Raw genomic sequence first — 15824 nt, forward strand, 5'->3', positions numbered from 1 at the left:
CCCCCCCCCCCCCCCCACTATTTTTTTTACACCCACACCCCCCAAAACGCGATGTGTATAAGAGACAGCTCCCACCCTGCGCACAATCTGTGGGAGCGAGCCTGCTCGCGAAGCCCTTTCAAACCCAGATTGCATCCCACAGGGGATAGTCACCGAGCTTCTCGACCAGTCGTGCCCGCAACGGATTGGCGACAACATAACGAGCAACTTTCACCAGCTCCTCTTCTCGCCTTAATGCCCGGTCATGGAAGCCATTTTGCCAAAGGCTGATTTTGCGATCAGTTGATCGCCTGACAGCCTGGGTACTCAAAGACTTGGTTCGTTGCATCAAGCCACCGAGCGTCCCACGGTGTAATTCGATCAACCAATGAAAGTGATCTGGCATGACGACCCAGGCCAACGAGTCTGCAAAACCCTGGTCTTGGGCAGCGCGAAATTGTGCGACGACTAACCGTCCCAAGGTAAAGTCTTTAAAGATGGGCTCTCTGCAGAGCGTGTTGGTGCTCAACAGGTAAATTCGATTTGGCTCGGAACAGCGGCCGATACGCAGGCGGTGTGAAGCAGCTAAAGACGGCATTCCTTTGCCTCTTAATGGATGAGTAATGAAAAGGCTAGCCCTGAAAGAACAATGAGGACGAGGCGTTTTTTAGCTGAATGTGTCTCAACAATGCCTTCGCGAGCAGGCTCGCTCCCACCCTGCGCACAATCTGTGGGAGCGAGCCTGCTCGCAAAGGCGGTCAATCACTCAGCCCAAATCAGACCGCCACCCCCGCATCCGCCCGCAGGCCCAGCGCTTCTACCGCGCTGATCGCGCATTGCTCGTCGATATCCGACGTATCGCCGCTGATACCAACAGCACCGATTACCTGCCCCGCCTCATCACGAATCAATACCCCACCCGGCGCAGGCACCACGTCACTTTGCCCCATGCCATTAAGCGCCGCGAAGAACGCCGGGCGCTGTTGCGCGTCCAGTGCCAGCAGACGCGAGCCCTTGCCTAAGGCAATCGCGCCCCAGGCTTTGCCAATCGCAATGCTGGGGCGCAGCAGGCTGGCGCCGTCTTCGCGCTGCAACGCCAGCAAATGCCCGCCACTGTCGAGCACCACTACCGTCAGCGGCGCAGCACTGATCTGACGCCCGACGCTCAAGGCCTGAGCGGTCAGTTCTAAAGCGACTTTCAAGGTTAAAGCACTCATGGTTGCCATCCTTATCTTGTTATGGAAAGCCTTCGGCGAACCTCGCGAGGCGCACTCAATAACACCAATAGAACACAATACAAATCTATTTTGTATACAATTTTTCAGCAATCAAAAAAACAAAACCCAGCGCACAAGCCTGAATACAAGGCTTGCTTGTGATCAACCATCGAATCGATAAAAGCCATTGACCTGCACAGCGGAGGATGAATACACTCGCTCAACAGCCACTTGTATACAATTACAAAACGTAAGAGGCACAAAACAATGAGCAAAATGAGAGCAATCGAAGCCGCCGTTCTGGTGATGCGTCGCGAAGGTGTCGATACCGCATTCGGTATCCCGGGCGCCGCCATCAACCCGCTGTACTCGGCCCTGAAAAAGGTCGGTGGCATCGATCACGTCCTTGCTCGCCACGTCGAAGGCGCCTCGCACATGGCCGAGGGCTATACCCGCACCAAGGCCGGCAATATCGGCGTGTGCATCGGCACCTCGGGGCCTGCCGGTACCGATATGGTGACGGGCCTGTACAGTGCCTCGGCCGACTCGATCCCGATTCTGTGCATCACCGGCCAGGCCCCACGGGCACGGATGCACAAAGAAGACTTCCAGGCGGTGGATATCACCGCCATCGTCAAGCCCGTCACCAAGTGGTCGACCACGGTGATGGAGCCGGGCCAGGTGCCTTACGCCTTCCAGAAAGCCTTTTACGAAATGCGCTCCGGGCGCCCTGGCCCGGTGCTGATCGATCTGCCGTTCGATGTGCAGATGGCCGAAATCGAATTCGACATTGACGCCTATGAACCGCTGCCACTGGCCAAACCAACGGCAAACCGGCTGCAGGCCGAAAAAGCCCTGACCATGCTCGATCAGGCGGAACGCCCGCTGCTGGTCAGCGGTGGCGGCGTGATCAATGCCGACGCCAGCGACCTGCTGGTGGAATTCGCCGAACTGACCGGTATCCCGGTGATTCCGACCCTGATGGGCTGGGGCACCATCGCCGATGACCACCCGCTGATGGTGGGCATGGTCGGCCTGCAAACCTCGCACCGTTATGGCAACGCCACCCTGCTCAAGTCCGATGTGGTATTGGGCATCGGCAACCGCTGGGCCAACCGCCATACCGGTTCGGTGGATGTGTACACCGAAGGCCGCAAGTTCATTCACGTGGATATCGAACCGACCCAGATCGGCCGGGTATTCAACCCGGATCTGGGCATCGTTTCCGACGCCGGTGCCGCGCTCAAGGTATTCCTTGAAGTAGCCCGCGAATGGAAAGCTGCCGGCAAGCTGAAAAACCGCAGCGCCTGGCTGCAGGACTGCCAGCAGCGCAAGGCCACGATGCAGCGCAAGACCCACTTCGACAACGTGCCGGTCAAGCCACAACGCGTGTACGAAGAAATGAACCAGGTGTTCGGCAAAGACACCTGCTATGTCAGCACCATCGGTTTGTCACAGATTGCCGGCGCACAATTCCTGCATGTGTACAAACCTCGCCACTGGATCAACTGCGGCCAGGCCGGCCCTCTGGGCTGGACCATTCCGGCGGCGCTGGGGGTGGTCAAGGCCGACCCTGATCGCAATGTGGTGGCACTGTCCGGCGACTACGACTTCCAGTTCATGATCGAAGAACTGGCCGTGGGCGCTCAGTTCAACCTGCCCTATATCCACGTGGTGGTTAACAACTCCTACTTGGGGCTTATCCGTCAGGCCCAGCGCGGGTTTGAAATGGACTACTGCGTGCAGTTGGCTTTCGACAACCTCAACGCACCGGAGCTTAACGGCTATGGCGTTGACCACGTGGCCGTCGTTCAAGGCCTGGGTTGCAAGGCCTTGCGCGTGTTCGAACCGAGTGAAATCCAGCCTGCCCTGCGCAAGGCCCAGGAGCTGATCAAGGAATTCCGCGTGCCGGTGATGGTGGAAATCATCCTGGAGCGTGTGACCAATATCTCGATGGGCACCGAAATCAACGGCGTAAATGAATTTGAAGACCTGGCGCTGGTGGGTAACGATGCACCGACCGCCATTTCGATGCTGGATTAATTTATAGCCCTCACCCCCTCTCCCGAGGAGAGGGGACAAAAAGCAGGAGTTCACCATGCCGCGTTTTGCCGCCAACCTGTCCATGCTGTTCACCGAGCAGGATTTTCTTGTCCGTTTTCAAGCGGCCGCCAACGCTGGTTTTCATGGCGTTGAATACCTGTTCCCTTACGATTACAACTCGGCCGACATCAAGGCCCAGCTCGATGCCAATAAACTGACCCAGGTGCTGTTCAACCTGCCGGCCGGTGACTGGGCCAAGGGCGAGCGCGGGATTGCCTGCCTGCCGGACCGGGTTGAAGAGTTCCGCGCCGGGGTCGACCTGGCCATCGCTTACGCGCAAGTGCTGGGCAACGACCAGATCAACTGCCTGGCCGGCATCCGCCCCCAGGGCGTGGACGACGCCACGGTCGAAAAAACCTTCGTCGCCAACCTCAAATACGCCGCCGACAAGCTGCAGGCAGTCGGCATCAAGCTGGTGATGGAGTCGATCAACACCCTCGACATCCCCGGCTTTTACCTGAACAACACCCAGCAGGCGCTGGCGATCCAGGAAAAGGTCGGCAGCAGCAATCTGTTCCTGCAATACGACATCTACCACATGCAAATCATGGAGGGTGACCTGGCCCGCACCATGCAGACTCATCTGCCGCAGATCAACCATATCCAGTTGGCCGATAACCCTGGTCGCCACGAACCGGGCACCGGCGAAATCAACTACCGCTTTTTGTTCGATCACCTGGACCGCATCGGCTATCAGGGTTGGGTTGGCTGTGAGTACAAGCCGCTGACCAGCACCGAGGCCGGTCTGGCGTGGCTCAAGACCCATAACGCGGTGTAACTCTGTGGGAGCGATCCCATCGCGAGCAAGCCCGCTCCCACATCAGACCACCTACTCTGAATCGCCCTAAGAAAAACAAGAGGATTTGTCATGGCTAAAATCGGATTTATCGGCACGGGCATCATGGGCTCACCCATGGCCAGCAACCTGCAAAAGGCCGGGCACAGCCTGTTTCTGTCGACCCATCACGGTGCCGCACCGGCCGATCTGGTTGCCGCTGGCGCAATCGCCCTGGCCAGCCCGCGAGAAGTGGCCCAGGAAGCCGAATTCATCATCGTCATGGTGCCGGATACCCCTCAGGTTGAGGATGTGCTGTTTCGTGAAGACGGCATCGCCGCGGGCCTGAGCCCGAACAAGGTGGTGATCGACATGAGTTCGATCTCGCCTACGGCCACCAAAGCGTTCGCCGAAAAAATCAACGCCAAGGGTGCTCAGTACCTCGACGCGCCGGTATCCGGCGGTGAAGTTGGCGCCAAGGCCGGCTCACTGAGCATCATGGTCGGCGGTGACGAAAAAACCTTCGCCCGCGCCCTGCCGCTGCTGCAGAGCATGGGCAAGAACATCACCCTGGTGGGCGGCAATGGCGACGGTCAAACCGCCAAGGTAGCCAACCAGATCATCGTCGCCCTGAATATCCAGGCCGTGGCCGAAGCGCTGGTATTTGCCGCGAAAAACGGCGCTGACCCGGCCAAGGTTCGCGAAGCGCTGATGGGTGGCTTTGCCTCCTCGAAAATCCTCGAAGTGCACGGCGAGCGCATGATAAAGGGCACTTTTGACCCGGGCTTCCGTATCAGCCTGCATCAAAAAGACCTCAACCTGGCCCTGGCCGGTGCCCGTGAGCTGGGGATCAACCTGCCCAACACCGCCAATGCCCAGCAAGTGTTCAGCACCTGCGCGGCCATCGGTGGCAGCAACTGGGACCACTCGGCGCTGATCAAGGGCCTGGAGCACATGGCCAACTTCTCGATTCGCGACAAGTAAGCCCACCGGTCTGCCCTTTTTGGGGAGACCGCACTACCTGTAGTCGCTGCCGAGGCACGAAGGCTGCGAGTTCTTGATCATGCAGGGAGCCAATCAAGAGCTCGCAGCCTTCGTGCCTCGGCTGCGACTACCAGGTAACAATCATGAGTTCAAACCCCTGCCCCGACTGGGCGACGGCCCTGTGCGCCGGTTTCGGCCAGATCTTCCTCCAGCGTCATCCTCTGTGCGGCGTGCTGTGCCTGCTGGCCATTCTGATCAGTGCCCCCACCCTGCTTGGTGGCGCCTTGCTCGGCGGTATTGCCGGGCTCCTCACCGCGCAACGGCGCGACTATCCCAAGGCCGAACGCCAGGCGGGTCTGTACAGCTACAACGGTATCTTGCTGGGCTTGCTGATAAGCCACCAGCTTGAATGGTCTGCCCTGTTGCCCTTGCTGATCATTGCCAGTGCCGGACTGAGTACGATGCTCGTGCACCAGTGGCTCAAGCGCGCCACCCCCGGGCAAAGCCTGCTGGCCTACACCGCGCCGTTTGTGGGTATTGGCTGGATCCTGCTGCACCTGACCAACCCGCCTGCACAAGCCATGGACCACACCCAGGCCGTCAATGGCCTCACACTGGCACAGGGGCTATTCAAGGGCATTGCCCAGGTCATGCTGCTGCCACACCCGCTGGCCGGGTTGCTGATTGTGATCGGCCTGTGGCTGAGCAACTGGCGCGCGGCACTATGGGCCATCACCGGTTCACTGGCCGGCATGCTGTTTGCCTTGTATCAACAGGACAGCGCGGCTGCACTGGACGGCCTGGCCGGCTACAACCCGGCACTCGCCGCATTGGCCCTGAGTCAGCAAGCACGGCGTCCCTGGCTGCCCGTGGCGGGGATTATCGTGACCTTGCTGATCACCCCGGGCTTTATTGCCCTGGGCCTCGCCCCTCTGACCGCACCCTTTATCCTCGGATGCTGGCTGGTGCACGCCAGTGTGCGCATCCTGCACCCTGCACAAGAACAATGCAGGTTGCGCATTGAGCGTTAATACTCGAACCTTCTGACCTTTGGGCATCGAGCAACCTGCATGGATAACAATGACTGGCGCCAGCGCTTGTATGTGATGGTCTTTCAGGCCGATACCCCGGCGGGGCGGCGTTTCGACACAGCCCTGCTGCTGATCATCCTGTGCAGCCTGGTGGTCGTGGTGCTCGACAGCATCAACAGCATTCACCGCGACTACGCCAAACTGCTGGCCTATATCGAGTGGGGTTTTACCTTTGTATTCGCCGTGGAATACGGCCTGCGTCTGTATTGCTCGCCCAAACCTCTGCGTTATGCCTTCAGCTTCTACGGCCTGGTGGATTTGCTGGCCATTGTGCCGGGGATTCTGGCGATCTATTACAGCGACGCGCAGTACCTGTTGATCATCCGCATCATTCGCATGTTGCGGATTTTTCGTATCCTCAAGCTGCGCCCCTACCTGAGCCAGGCCAACTATCTGCTCTCGGCGCTGCGCGGCAGCAAGCAAAAAATCATCGTGTTCCTGGTCAGCGTCTCCACCCTGGTTACGGTGTTCGGCAGTCTGATGTATGTGGTCGAAGGACCTGCAAACGGCTTTACCAGTATTCCGGTAAGTATCTATTGGGCCATTGTCACCCTGACGACTGTGGGTTTTGGTGACATAGTGCCCAAAACCGTACTGGGGCAAGTGATCTCGGCGATGGTGATGATCACCGGCTACTCGATCATTGCCGTGCCCACCGGCATCTTCACTGCCGAATTGGCCAACGCCATGCGTGGCGAGCAACTCAAGCACGACTGCCCGACCTGCAAAAAGAACACTCACGAACAATCGGCGTCTTTTTGTTCACGGTGCGGCAATGCTCTTTTTACGAAAAAAGCATAACCACAGCACTTTTTAATCTTTTAAGGACTATGCGACAGTCGCTATAGTTACTGGCAATTTGCCCTTATTGCTCCCTATAACAAGGAATGCGCAGTGAAAAAACTCTTTAGTGCCTCAATTCTGGCCGCTGGCCTGGCCCTTGGCAGTGTCGCGAGTGCAGCGACCCCACCGCCACTGCTAAACGTGTCCTACGATGTGATGCGTGATTTCTACAAAGACTACAACGCAGCCTTCCAGAAGCACTGGGCACAAGAGCACAACGGCGAAAAGCTCAACGTACAAATGTCATTTGGTGGTTCCAGCAAACAGGCCCGCTCGGTCATAGATGGCTTGCCCGCGGACGTGATCACCATGAACATGGCCACCGACATCAATGCCCTGGCCGACAACGGCCATCTGGTCCCGGAAAACTGGGTCACCCGCCTGCCGGACAACAGCGCACCGTTTACCTCGGCCACCGTTTTCATCGTGCGCAAGGGCAACCCCAAGGCTCTGAAAGACTGGCCCGACCTGCTCAAGGACGGCGTACAGGTCATCGTACCCAACCCGAAAACCTCGGGTAACGGCCGCTACACCTTCCTGTCGGCCTGGGGCTATGTACTGAAAAACGGCGGTGACGAAACCAAGGCCAAGGACTTTGTGGCCAAGTTGTTCAAGCAGGCTCCAGTGCTTGATACCGGCGGTCGTGCAGCCACCACCACCTTTATGACCAATCAGATCGGCGATGTGCTGGTGACGTTCGAAAACGAGGCGGAAATGATCGCCCGTGAATTTGGTCGCGACCAGTTCGAAGTGATCTACCCGAGCGTATCGGCAGAAGCCGAGCCGCCTGTGACGGTAGTGGACAAAGTGGTCGACAAAAAAGGCACCCGCGCCACGGCCGAAGCCTACCTCAAGTACCTGTGGTCGCCTGAAGGCCAGGAAATCGCTGCTAAAAACTACCTGCGCCCGCGTGACCAGGCAATTCTCGCCAAGTACAACGACCGCTTCCCGAAAGTCGACTTCCTGTCGGTTGAAAAAACCTTCGGCGACTGGCGCGACGTGCAGAAAAAGTACTTCAACGACGGTGGCGTGTTCGACCAGATCTACAACGCGCAATAATCCCCTGTCCTGTTGCAAGCCCGCCTTCCATTGTGGGAGCGGGCTTGCTCGCGAAGGGATGCCCCCGGTACGCCTGACTGCCCCCCTCGCCTGCATCGCAGGCAAGCCAGCTCCCCCAGGTTTTGCAGCACCTGCAAAAGCCTGTACATATCAACAGTAAAAAAACTTGCTCTCGCGCCTGTCTCTGCCCATGCTGTGCTTCTTCTGCGATGCGTGAATGAGTTGAGCGATGCGGCTGTTTCTGTGTGAAAAACCCTCCCAGGCCAAAGATATTGCCGCCGTGCTCGGTGCCAGCCGCCGCGGTGATGGCTGCTGGGTGGGCGCCAATGCCACCGTCACCTGGTGCATCGGTCACCTGCTCGAAACCGCCCCGCCCGACGCCTACGATGAGCGCTACAAGCGCTGGGTACTGGCTGACCTGCCGATCATTCCGGAAAAATGGAAAATGCGCGTCAAACCCAAGACCGCCAGCCAGTTCAAGGCCGTCAAGCGCCTGCTCGGTGAAGCCACAGAACTGGTCATCGCCACCGACGCCGACCGCGAAGGCGAGATGATTGCCCGCGAACTGGTCGAGCACTGCCGCTACCGCGGCCCCATCCAGCGCCTGTGGCTGTCGGCCCTGGACGACGCCTCGATCCGCAAGGCCCTGGCTGCGCTCAAGCCCGGCAGCGAAACCTTCAACCTCTATCATTCGGCCCTCGGCCGCTCGCGGGCCGACTGGTTGATCGGCATGAACATGAGCCGCCTGTTTACCCTGCTCGGCCGCCAGTCGGGCTATCAAGGCGTATTGCCAGTGGGCCGTGTGCAGACCCCTACGCTGCGGCTGGTGGTCGATCGTGATCGCAGCATCAGCGACTTTATCCCCGTGGCCTACTGGGCCATAGACGTACAGCTCAGGCACGACGGGCAGTTATTCACCGCGCAATGGCGGGCCGATCCCGACACCTGCGACGACCAGGACCGCTGCCTCAACCAGGCCCATGCCCAACAGGCCGCAAGTGCAATGCAAAACGCCAGCAGCGCCCGGGTGATCAAGCTGCGCACCGAGCGCATGCGTGAAGTCGCGCCATTGCCGTTCGATCTGGGCACGCTGCAGGAAGTGTGTTCAAAAAAGCTCGGCCTCGGCGCCCAGGAAACCCTCGATATTGCCCAGGCCCTGTACGAAACCTACAAGGTCGTCACCTATCCGCGCAGCGATTGCGGCTACTTGCCACAGAGCCAGCACGGCGAAGCCGCGTCGATTCTCAGCGCCTTGCAGCAGGCCGATCCGTCACTGGCACCACTGGCCAGCCATCTGGACCCGCAGCGCCGTTCACGGGCCTGGAACGACGCAAAAGTCAGCGCCCACCACGGCATCATTCCTACAGCTGCTGCAAAGAATATTGAACGCCTGAGCGGCAAACATCGCGCGGTATATACGCTGATTCGCGCACGCTACCTCGCGCAGTTTCTGCCCAACCATGAATACGACCGCACCCAGGCCGACTTTGATTGTGCAGGGCAAAACCTGCGGGCCGTCGGCAAGCAGATCGTCGAGCCCGGCTGGAAGCGCGCCCTGCCCGAAGCACTGGCCCCGGCCAAAGGTCGCGAAGCCCCTGCTCCACAGCCCCTGCCGTTATTGCGCGAAGGGCTGGACTGCGCGATTGCCGCGGTCAACCTCAAGGACTTGTGGACCCAGCCGCCCAAGCCGTTCACCGAAGGCGACCTGATCAAGGCGATGAAAAACGTCGCCAAGCTGGTGCAGGACCCGCTGCTCAAGCAAAAACTCAAGGACACCACCGGTATCGGCACCGAAGCCACCCGCGCCGGCATCATCCAGGGCTTGCTCGATCGCGGTTACCTGAGCAAAAACGGCAAGGCCCTGGCGGCGACCGCCCCCGCCTTTAGCCTGATCGACGCGGTACCGCGCGCCATTGCCGACCCCGGCACCACGGCCATCTGGGAGCAGGCGCTGGACATGGTGCAAAGCGGCGAAATGACCCTCGACGTATTCGTCGCCAAACAGGCGGCGTGGATGAGCAAACATATCGAACGTTGCAGCGCCATGACCATGACCATGACGATCAGCGGTCCGGCCAGCCCGGCCGGTGCGGCGCCAGCCTGGAAGAAGAAACGCAAGGCCGCTACGGGCAAGGCCAGACCCAAGCGGGCGGTGAAAGCAAAAGGGGCATGAGGCTCAGAGCGTCAATTGCCCGCTAATACAGGTCACCGCCGGGCCGCCCACCCAGATATCCTCGCCGATCTGCTCGATCGACACCCGCCCTGCCCGCCCCATTGCCGTACCCTGGCTGGCCACATAATGCGCCGGGGCAAGGCCTGCGCCGATCAGCCACTGCGCCAGCCCGGCATTCAGGCTACCGGTCACCGGATCTTCGGGCATGCCCTCGCCGGCACAGAATGCGCGCACTTCAAACTGCGCCTCGTCGCCATCGAGTTCAGGCTGCCAAGGGGCAACCACACCGATCGACAGCCCGAGCAACTGCGAGTAATCGGGCTCTAAAGCCAGCACCTGCTCACGGTCACGCAACATCAACGCCACCCAGCCCGGGCCATTATCGACCCAACGCGCCTGCACCACCGCCTGCGCCTCGATGCCCAGGCCACGGCAGATACGCTGCAGCAAATCCCCCTCAACAGCACCCGTACGCAACAGGGGCGGTGCAGTAAAAGCCAGTTGCCCGGCCTGGCGACGAAGACGGATCAACCCCGCGGCGCACTCCTGCACGACCTCTTGACCACGGGGCACGCCGCCGGCTTCCAGCCAGGCGTGGCAACTGCCCAGCGTAGGGTGGCCAGCAAAAGGCAGCTCGTTGAGAGTGGTAAAAATTCGCAGGCGGTAATCGGCATCAGGGTTTTGCGGCTTGAGCACAAAAGTGGTTTCACTCAGATTGGTCCAGCGCGCAAAGTCGGCCATTTGCGTGTCACTCAGGCTGTCGGCATTCAACACCACGGCCACCGGGTTGCCCTTGAGGGCAACGCTGCTGAAAACGTCAACTTGCTTGAATTCGAATGGGCGCATGACCGGCTCCTGATAGTGATCAGCAAGCACCCTACACAATTTGCGTAGCCGCTGGCGAGGCAGCGGCTACCCCATCAAACATTCAGACCAGATCCGTACCCTCACGCTTGGCCTTGCGCATATCGCGCCACAGGCTGACGCACAGGGTCAACATTACGGCCCCGGCAATGGCCGGCCAGATCAGGACATACAGGGTCAAAGCGAAACTGGACATGGGGTGGCTCCTTTTTCAGTGGCAGGTTCGACGGTGTGGTGGAAGGCCACAACACGTTCGTTGATACAGTCAAAATCAAAGGTTTCATTGGCCAGCAAGCTCACCAGCACACACACCACGGTGCTGACACCGTAAGCGGTCAATGAACTGAGCAACACCGGGTAATCGCGGAGAAAACCGAACGCGAATGGCGCCAGTACCAAGAACGCCAATCCGCCCATCACAAAGCCCACGCGCTTGCCAAAAAAGCCGAACGCCATCAGGCCAATCACCACCCCGCCGCCGATCGAGGCACAGAGTTCGAAGAACAGCGCCACCGCACCTTGCATCTGCAACAATTCGAAGCGGGCGACCAAAAACATCACAAACCCGGCAATCGCTGCACTGGTAAAGGCCGCGTTGGTAATCCGCTGCCAATACAGGCTGGCAATAACAGGAAAGACAATCGCGCCCCATAGCGCGCCGACAAAAATCAGCATGGTCAGGATATCGAGTTTCATGCTGGCAAAAATCATCGCCAGCATGGTTGCCAGCACCATGGTCAGGCGCCCAACAAACAACATGGTTTTTGGATTGGGTTTGCCCTTGGCTATGTTCTTGCCATACACGTCAGTCATCACCAGCGCCGACAAGGCGGACAGGTCGGAATCCGCCGTGGACGACAGCGAACCGATCACCATGATGAAAAACAGCCCCACCGCAAACGGCGGCAAGTAGGTCGAGGCCATTTGCGGGATCAGGTTATTGAGGTCGCCATCCTGGGGTTCGATACCTGCCAGCAGGGCCAGAAACCCCAGCATGCCCAGCCCGATCACAATCGAGGCATAACCGATGGTGGCGGTGACGAATGTCGACTTCATCAAGTCTTCACGCACGGCAAACAGCCGCTGGGCGATGGTCTGGTTACCAATGGCGTAGGCCAGCACGGCCACGAAGTAAGGTGCGCCCTGCTCCAGAATCGCGGTTTTCGAATAGAAGCTGGCTTGCTCGGGGGTGATCCTCGGCATGCCCTGGGCGAAGATTTCAGGGCCGCCCAACTGGAAGAAAATAATCGGAATAATCACCACCGCAGCGAAGATCATGGCGAATAGCTGGCCGAAATCAGTAAGCACCGATGAGCGAAACCCTGACCAGATGGTGTAAGTCAGAATCCCGACACCGGCGATAAGCACACCATGGGTAAAGCTCAGCGGCGAAAGCACCGCGACCAGTGCCCCGGCGGCGGTGAAATTGACCATCAGGCTGATCAGACTGCCGACGATATTGGAGCCCGCCAGAATCATCTGGCTGGAACGCCCGTGCCGTGCGTGCATGATCTCCGCCAGGGTGTGGGCCTTGGGCGCCAGTTGCCGGAAACGCCGGCCAAAGGGGTAGATAAACAGAATCATCAGCGCGCCCCAGAAGCCATAGTGCAACGCCCCCGAGAGACCAAACTTGTAGCCCGCACTGGCGGCGGCGTAAAAGGAAGCGGCCCAGATCCAGGTGGCCGTCATGCTGGCGGCCGACATGCCAAAGCCGATGGAGTTATTGGAGACCATATAGCCGTCGACGTTTTCGTCCTTGCGCCCCACGCGCAACGACACCAAAAAGGTCAGGCCATAAAAACAGAACAGAAGCAGCAACACGGTGAGGGTGGAAAGTTGGAACATTCCTTTCTCCTTTCTTATGCGCACACAGTCGTTACAGACGCAACGAAAGGCCGAAATCGGCAGGTGCAACAACCCGGGTTTCCTGACAGGCAGGCGATAGCGGACAGCGGTCCGTGGGTTGTCAAAGTGATGGCTGGCAAGTGACGGAACGCAAGAGGCGTCCCAGGTCAAAAGGCAAAGCGTGCGCTAGCACGTTGAGCCGGTGCTTGCAGCAATGGCCGGCAAGGTGCCGGGAGATAAGTCCGGTATCAGATGCACAAAGCCCTGACACGAACGGAAAAGAAGTATACAGATTTAGGGGGTTACCGGAAGAGGCCGAGACAGGCCGCCACTAAAAGCGCCTCACAAACCTGCCCGCTCCCACAAGCGCTTGCCAAGGTATCATGCTCACCGTCTTTAAATAGGGAGCACACCATGACCCAACGTACCTACCTTGTCACCGGCGCCAGCAAAGGCATCGGTCGCGCGTTGTGCGAACATCTGGCCCAGGCAGGCCACACCGTGGTGGGCATAGCCCGCAATGCAGACGACCCGGATTTCCCCGGCACACTGGTCGCCCTTGATCTGGCCGACCGCGAACGCAGCGCACAGGTACTCAAGGAACTCAGCGAACGTTTCGCCTTCGACGGGCTGGTCAACAACGTCGGCCTGGTGCGCCCGCAAGCATTGGGCGAAATTGATCTGGATGCATTCGATGACGTCATGCGAGTTAACCTGCATTCGGCGCTGCAGGCCACCCAGGCGTTATTGCCCGGCATGCGCAGCCGAGGCTGGGGGCGAGTCGTGAATATTTCCAGCCTGACCGTACTCGGCATCACCCAACGTACGGCCTATGCCGCAGCCAAGGCGGCGCTGGTCAGCTTTACCCGCTCCTGGGCCCTGGAACTGGCACAAACAGGCATAACCGTAAACGCCGTGGCCCCCGGCCCGACCGAGACGGAGCTGTTCCGCGCCAACAACCCCCCAGGATCGGCTGGCGAAGCCCGCTATCTGGCCGGTGTACCGATGGCACGTCTGGGCCAGCCTGCAGAAATCGCCTCGGCGATTGCCTTTCTACTGTCTGAGAGCAGCGGTTTTATTACCGGCCAGACGCTGTTTGTCGATGGTGGTGCATCGGTGGGCAAGGCGGCGTTTTAACCACAGCCCCAAACCAAAACGGCGACCCGAAGGTCGCCGCTTGGCTTTACTTGAACTGCCGACTCAACCCCGGCGGTACGCCGCTGATATCGGTCTCTTCCCACGGCCCGTTGGGGCTCACCGCGCGGCTCCAGCCGTTGTCCCAGCGGTAGTAGGCGCGCTGGCGGTAGAAGATATTGGTCTGGTTATCCAGCACATACACGCCCAGGCGCGCATCCCAGTGGCTAGGCCCGCCCGGCGGGGGCGCAAAGGTCGCCGAGGTGCGCGGCAACGGTTTTGGCGCCTTGGGAATCGGCATGTCCGGCAGGGGCTTGCCCGAGGGCTGGGGTGTCGGCTGCGGCATCGGCGTTGTTGGCGCAGGCGGTTCGTAAGGCTGTTGAACCGCACAGGCGCTCAGGCCTAGAGCTAGCGCGAGCAAGGTGATACGGGCGAATACGGCCATGGCGGCTTCTCTTGTAAGTCAGCTAAGACCCCCTGTGGCGGCGGACTTGCTCGCGATTCAATCAATGCGGATTCACTGGAGGACCGCGTCGTCTGCATCGCGAGCAAGCCCGCTGCCACATTCGGGGCATTTATTTATCCGGGCTGTCGATGGTCAGCTGTTGCAGCTCCCGAGTGCTGCTGGACAGCGGCTGGCTGCGCCCTACCCACTCGCCTGCTGTTGGCTGGCCAGCACGGGAGATGCGTGCCATTAATTGGACTTCAGGAAAGTTGGACAGTTTCAATTGCGGCATCATTGCGTCGACATCGCCCAGCTCAACCGTGATCGGCAGATCCGCCACAGTCACGCGCTTGACCGCCAACGGTGCCGGCGGGCCGGAGACCGCACGGGCAAAGATAAACACGCTGTCACCCGGCAAGGCGCTGGCCTTGACCGCATCGGCCAGATCCACGTTGACCTTGATCGAGGCCATCGCCTTGGCCACAGGTGCAGTTTCAACCTTGCCGCCGCGGGCCTGCAGTTGCTCACGGGCCTTGGCAATACCGCCTTCCAGCGCCGCACGGGAGGCGTCGCCTTCGGGCAGTTCGGTCATCAACCGTTGCCAGTAGCCAATGGCCTGTTCGAAGCGCTGGTCCTCGAAGGCGGCGATGCCCAGCAGGCCCAGGCTGGTGACTTCCTTCGGGTCGGCCTTCAAGGCTTCATCGGTCAGCGCCTGGATTTTGTCGCTCCACTTTTTATCGTCGGCAAAGTACTGCGCCTGTGCCCACTGGCCCAGCAACTCGGGCTGACGACCGGCCAGGTTGGCCGCGCGTTCGAACACCCTGGCCGCATCCGCAGGACGGTTTTGTGCCATATAGGCACGGCCCAGGAAGTACAGGCCTTCGGCCGAGTCAGGTTGCGCAGCCGCGGCACGCTCAAGGCGCGCGACCATTTCTTCAAGGGATTGCGGCGGCTGGGAGAACTCGCGGGTCAATTCGACCTTGTCGCTGGAACCAAAATGCAGGTACAGGCTCAAGCCCAGCACCGGCACCAGCACTGCGGCCAACAACGGAATGGCCTTGCCCAGACTGGACACCCGCCCCGGCGCCACACCTTCGGTGTCCGCGAGCAATTCGCGGGCCGCTTCGGCGCGGCCGGTTTCGAACTGTTCAGCGGTCAACACGCCCTCTTCGCGCTGGGCTTGCAACTCGGCCACCCGCTCTTGATACAAGGCAACGTTCAGAGCGGTACGGTCTTCTTCGCGCTGGGCTTGCAACTCGGCCACCCGCTCTTGATACAAGGCAACGTTCAGAGCGGTACGGTCTTCTTCGCG

Annotated in this window: 15 protein-coding genes; 8 read left to right on the forward strand and 7 right to left on the reverse strand. The window is 59.8% G+C overall.

Annotated features, from left to right (window positions below):
* Positions 1-118: 118 nt before the first annotated feature.
* Both QN377_RS21560 and QN377_RS21565 read right to left on the reverse strand, forming a co-directional pair.
* Positions 119-577 carry an REP-associated tyrosine transposase gene (locus QN377_RS21560; protein WP_322212664.1) on the reverse strand — a complete coding sequence of 153 codons (459 nt, stop codon included), beginning with the start codon at positions 575-577 and terminating at the stop codon, positions 119-121.
* Between the two features lie 178 nt (positions 578-755).
* Entirely contained in the window at positions 756-1196 is a 441-nt protein-coding gene (locus QN377_RS21565) for a GlcG/HbpS family heme-binding protein (RefSeq protein ID WP_095002064.1), read from the reverse strand.
* Between the two features lie 267 nt (positions 1197-1463).
* Between QN377_RS21565 and gcl the strand changes: the two genes are divergently transcribed.
* The 7 genes from gcl (at position 1464) to QN377_RS21600 (ending at position 10224) form a co-directional block, all read left to right on the forward strand.
* Positions 1464-3239: a glyoxylate carboligase gene (gene gcl / locus QN377_RS21570; RefSeq protein WP_095002065.1), complete on the forward strand. Its 1776-nt coding sequence runs from the start codon at positions 1464-1466 to the stop codon at positions 3237-3239.
* A 55-nt stretch (positions 3240-3294) separates the two neighbouring features.
* Positions 3295-4077 (forward strand): hydroxypyruvate isomerase, encoded by a 783-nt coding sequence (gene hyi, locus QN377_RS21575; RefSeq protein WP_095002066.1) that lies wholly within the window; start codon positions 3295-3297, stop codon positions 4075-4077.
* A 90-nt stretch (positions 4078-4167) separates the two neighbouring features.
* Positions 4168-5058 (forward strand): 2-hydroxy-3-oxopropionate reductase, encoded by an 891-nt coding sequence (locus tag QN377_RS21580; RefSeq protein ID WP_046809691.1) that lies wholly within the window; start codon positions 4168-4170, stop codon positions 5056-5058.
* 143 nt (positions 5059-5201) lie between these two features.
* Positions 5202-6089, forward strand: a complete 888-nt coding sequence (locus tag QN377_RS21585) for an urea transporter (RefSeq protein WP_095019581.1) — start codon at positions 5202-5204, stop codon at positions 6087-6089.
* A gap of 39 nt (positions 6090-6128) precedes the next feature.
* Positions 6129-6950 carry an ion transporter gene (locus QN377_RS21590; RefSeq protein ID WP_095002068.1) on the forward strand — a complete coding sequence of 274 codons (822 nt, stop codon included), beginning with the start codon at positions 6129-6131 and terminating at the stop codon, positions 6948-6950.
* A 93-nt stretch (positions 6951-7043) separates the two neighbouring features.
* Positions 7044-8051 carry a sulfate ABC transporter substrate-binding protein gene (locus QN377_RS21595; RefSeq protein ID WP_095019582.1) on the forward strand — a complete coding sequence of 336 codons (1008 nt, stop codon included), beginning with the start codon at positions 7044-7046 and terminating at the stop codon, positions 8049-8051.
* A gap of 229 nt (positions 8052-8280) precedes the next feature.
* Positions 8281-10224, forward strand: a complete 1944-nt coding sequence (locus QN377_RS21600) for a DNA topoisomerase III (protein ID WP_322212663.1) — start codon at positions 8281-8283, stop codon at positions 10222-10224.
* Between the two features lie 3 nt (positions 10225-10227).
* Here QN377_RS21600 and QN377_RS21605 read toward each other — a convergent pair whose 3' ends face one another.
* From QN377_RS21605 to QN377_RS21615, 3 genes are all read right to left on the reverse strand, one after another.
* Positions 10228-11070, reverse strand: coding sequence for a PhzF family phenazine biosynthesis protein (locus tag QN377_RS21605; protein ID WP_138738214.1), 843 nt, complete (start codon positions 11068-11070; stop codon positions 10228-10230).
* Positions 11071-11152: 82 nt separating this feature from the next.
* The gene (locus tag QN377_RS21610) at positions 11153-11284 is read right to left on the reverse strand and encodes a putative transporter small subunit (protein WP_016781520.1); all 132 of its coding nucleotides are present in this window, start codon (positions 11282-11284) and stop codon (positions 11153-11155) included.
* A complete protein-coding gene (locus QN377_RS21615; protein WP_095002072.1) occupies positions 11266-12933 on the reverse strand; it encodes a sodium:solute symporter family protein in 1668 nt (555 codons plus the stop codon). The genes QN377_RS21610 and QN377_RS21615 overlap by 19 nt, the downstream gene beginning before the upstream one ends.
* Positions 12934-13347: 414 nt before the next feature.
* Between QN377_RS21615 and QN377_RS21620 the strand changes: the two genes are divergently transcribed.
* Positions 13348-14070 carry an SDR family oxidoreductase gene (locus QN377_RS21620; RefSeq protein ID WP_095002073.1) on the forward strand — a complete coding sequence of 241 codons (723 nt, stop codon included), beginning with the start codon at positions 13348-13350 and terminating at the stop codon, positions 14068-14070.
* A 46-nt stretch (positions 14071-14116) separates the two neighbouring features.
* Here the strand turns inward: QN377_RS21620 and QN377_RS21625 are convergent, their stop codons facing one another.
* Positions 14117-14512, reverse strand: coding sequence for a hypothetical protein (locus tag QN377_RS21625; protein ID WP_095002074.1), 396 nt, complete (start codon positions 14510-14512; stop codon positions 14117-14119).
* A gap of 130 nt (positions 14513-14642) precedes the next feature.
* Entirely contained in the window at positions 14643-15803 is a 1161-nt protein-coding gene (gene ccmI, locus QN377_RS21630; protein ID WP_323567660.1) for a c-type cytochrome biogenesis protein CcmI, read from the reverse strand.
* Between the last annotated feature and the right edge of the window lie 21 nt (positions 15804-15824).

This window comes from Pseudomonas sp. CCC4.1, assembly GCF_035019225.1.
Classification (GTDB): domain Bacteria; phylum Pseudomonadota; class Gammaproteobacteria; order Pseudomonadales; family Pseudomonadaceae; genus Aquipseudomonas; species Aquipseudomonas bubulae.

Bases quoted from the DNA above. Each gene is read 5' to 3' on its own strand.
- QN377_RS21560 (WP_322212664.1), bottom strand. From the start codon at position 577: ATGCCGTCTTTAGCTGCTTCACACCGCCTGCGTATCGGCCGCTGTTCC.
- QN377_RS21565 (WP_095002064.1), bottom strand. From the start codon at position 1,196: ATGAGTGCTTTAACCTTGAAAGTCGCTTTAGAACTGACCGCTCAGGCC.
- gcl (WP_095002065.1), top strand. From the start codon at position 1,464: ATGAGCAAAATGAGAGCAATCGAAGCCGCCGTTCTGGTGATGCGTCGC.
- hyi (WP_095002066.1), top strand. From the start codon at position 3,295: ATGCCGCGTTTTGCCGCCAACCTGTCCATGCTGTTCACCGAGCAGGAT.
- QN377_RS21580 (WP_046809691.1), top strand. From the start codon at position 4,168: ATGGCTAAAATCGGATTTATCGGCACGGGCATCATGGGCTCACCCATG.
- QN377_RS21585 (WP_095019581.1), top strand. From the start codon at position 5,202: ATGAGTTCAAACCCCTGCCCCGACTGGGCGACGGCCCTGTGCGCCGGT.
- QN377_RS21590 (WP_095002068.1), top strand. From the start codon at position 6,129: ATGGATAACAATGACTGGCGCCAGCGCTTGTATGTGATGGTCTTTCAG.
- QN377_RS21600 (WP_322212663.1), top strand. From the start codon at position 8,281: ATGCGGCTGTTTCTGTGTGAAAAACCCTCCCAGGCCAAAGATATTGCC.
- QN377_RS21605 (WP_138738214.1), bottom strand. From the start codon at position 11,070: ATGCGCCCATTCGAATTCAAGCAAGTTGACGTTTTCAGCAGCGTTGCC.
- QN377_RS21610 (WP_016781520.1), bottom strand. From the start codon at position 11,284: ATGTCCAGTTTCGCTTTGACCCTGTATGTCCTGATCTGGCCGGCCATT.
- QN377_RS21615 (WP_095002072.1), bottom strand. From the start codon at position 12,933: ATGTTCCAACTTTCCACCCTCACCGTGTTGCTGCTTCTGTTCTGTTTT.
- QN377_RS21620 (WP_095002073.1), top strand. From the start codon at position 13,348: ATGACCCAACGTACCTACCTTGTCACCGGCGCCAGCAAAGGCATCGGT.
- QN377_RS21625 (WP_095002074.1), bottom strand. From the start codon at position 14,512: ATGGCCGTATTCGCCCGTATCACCTTGCTCGCGCTAGCTCTAGGCCTG.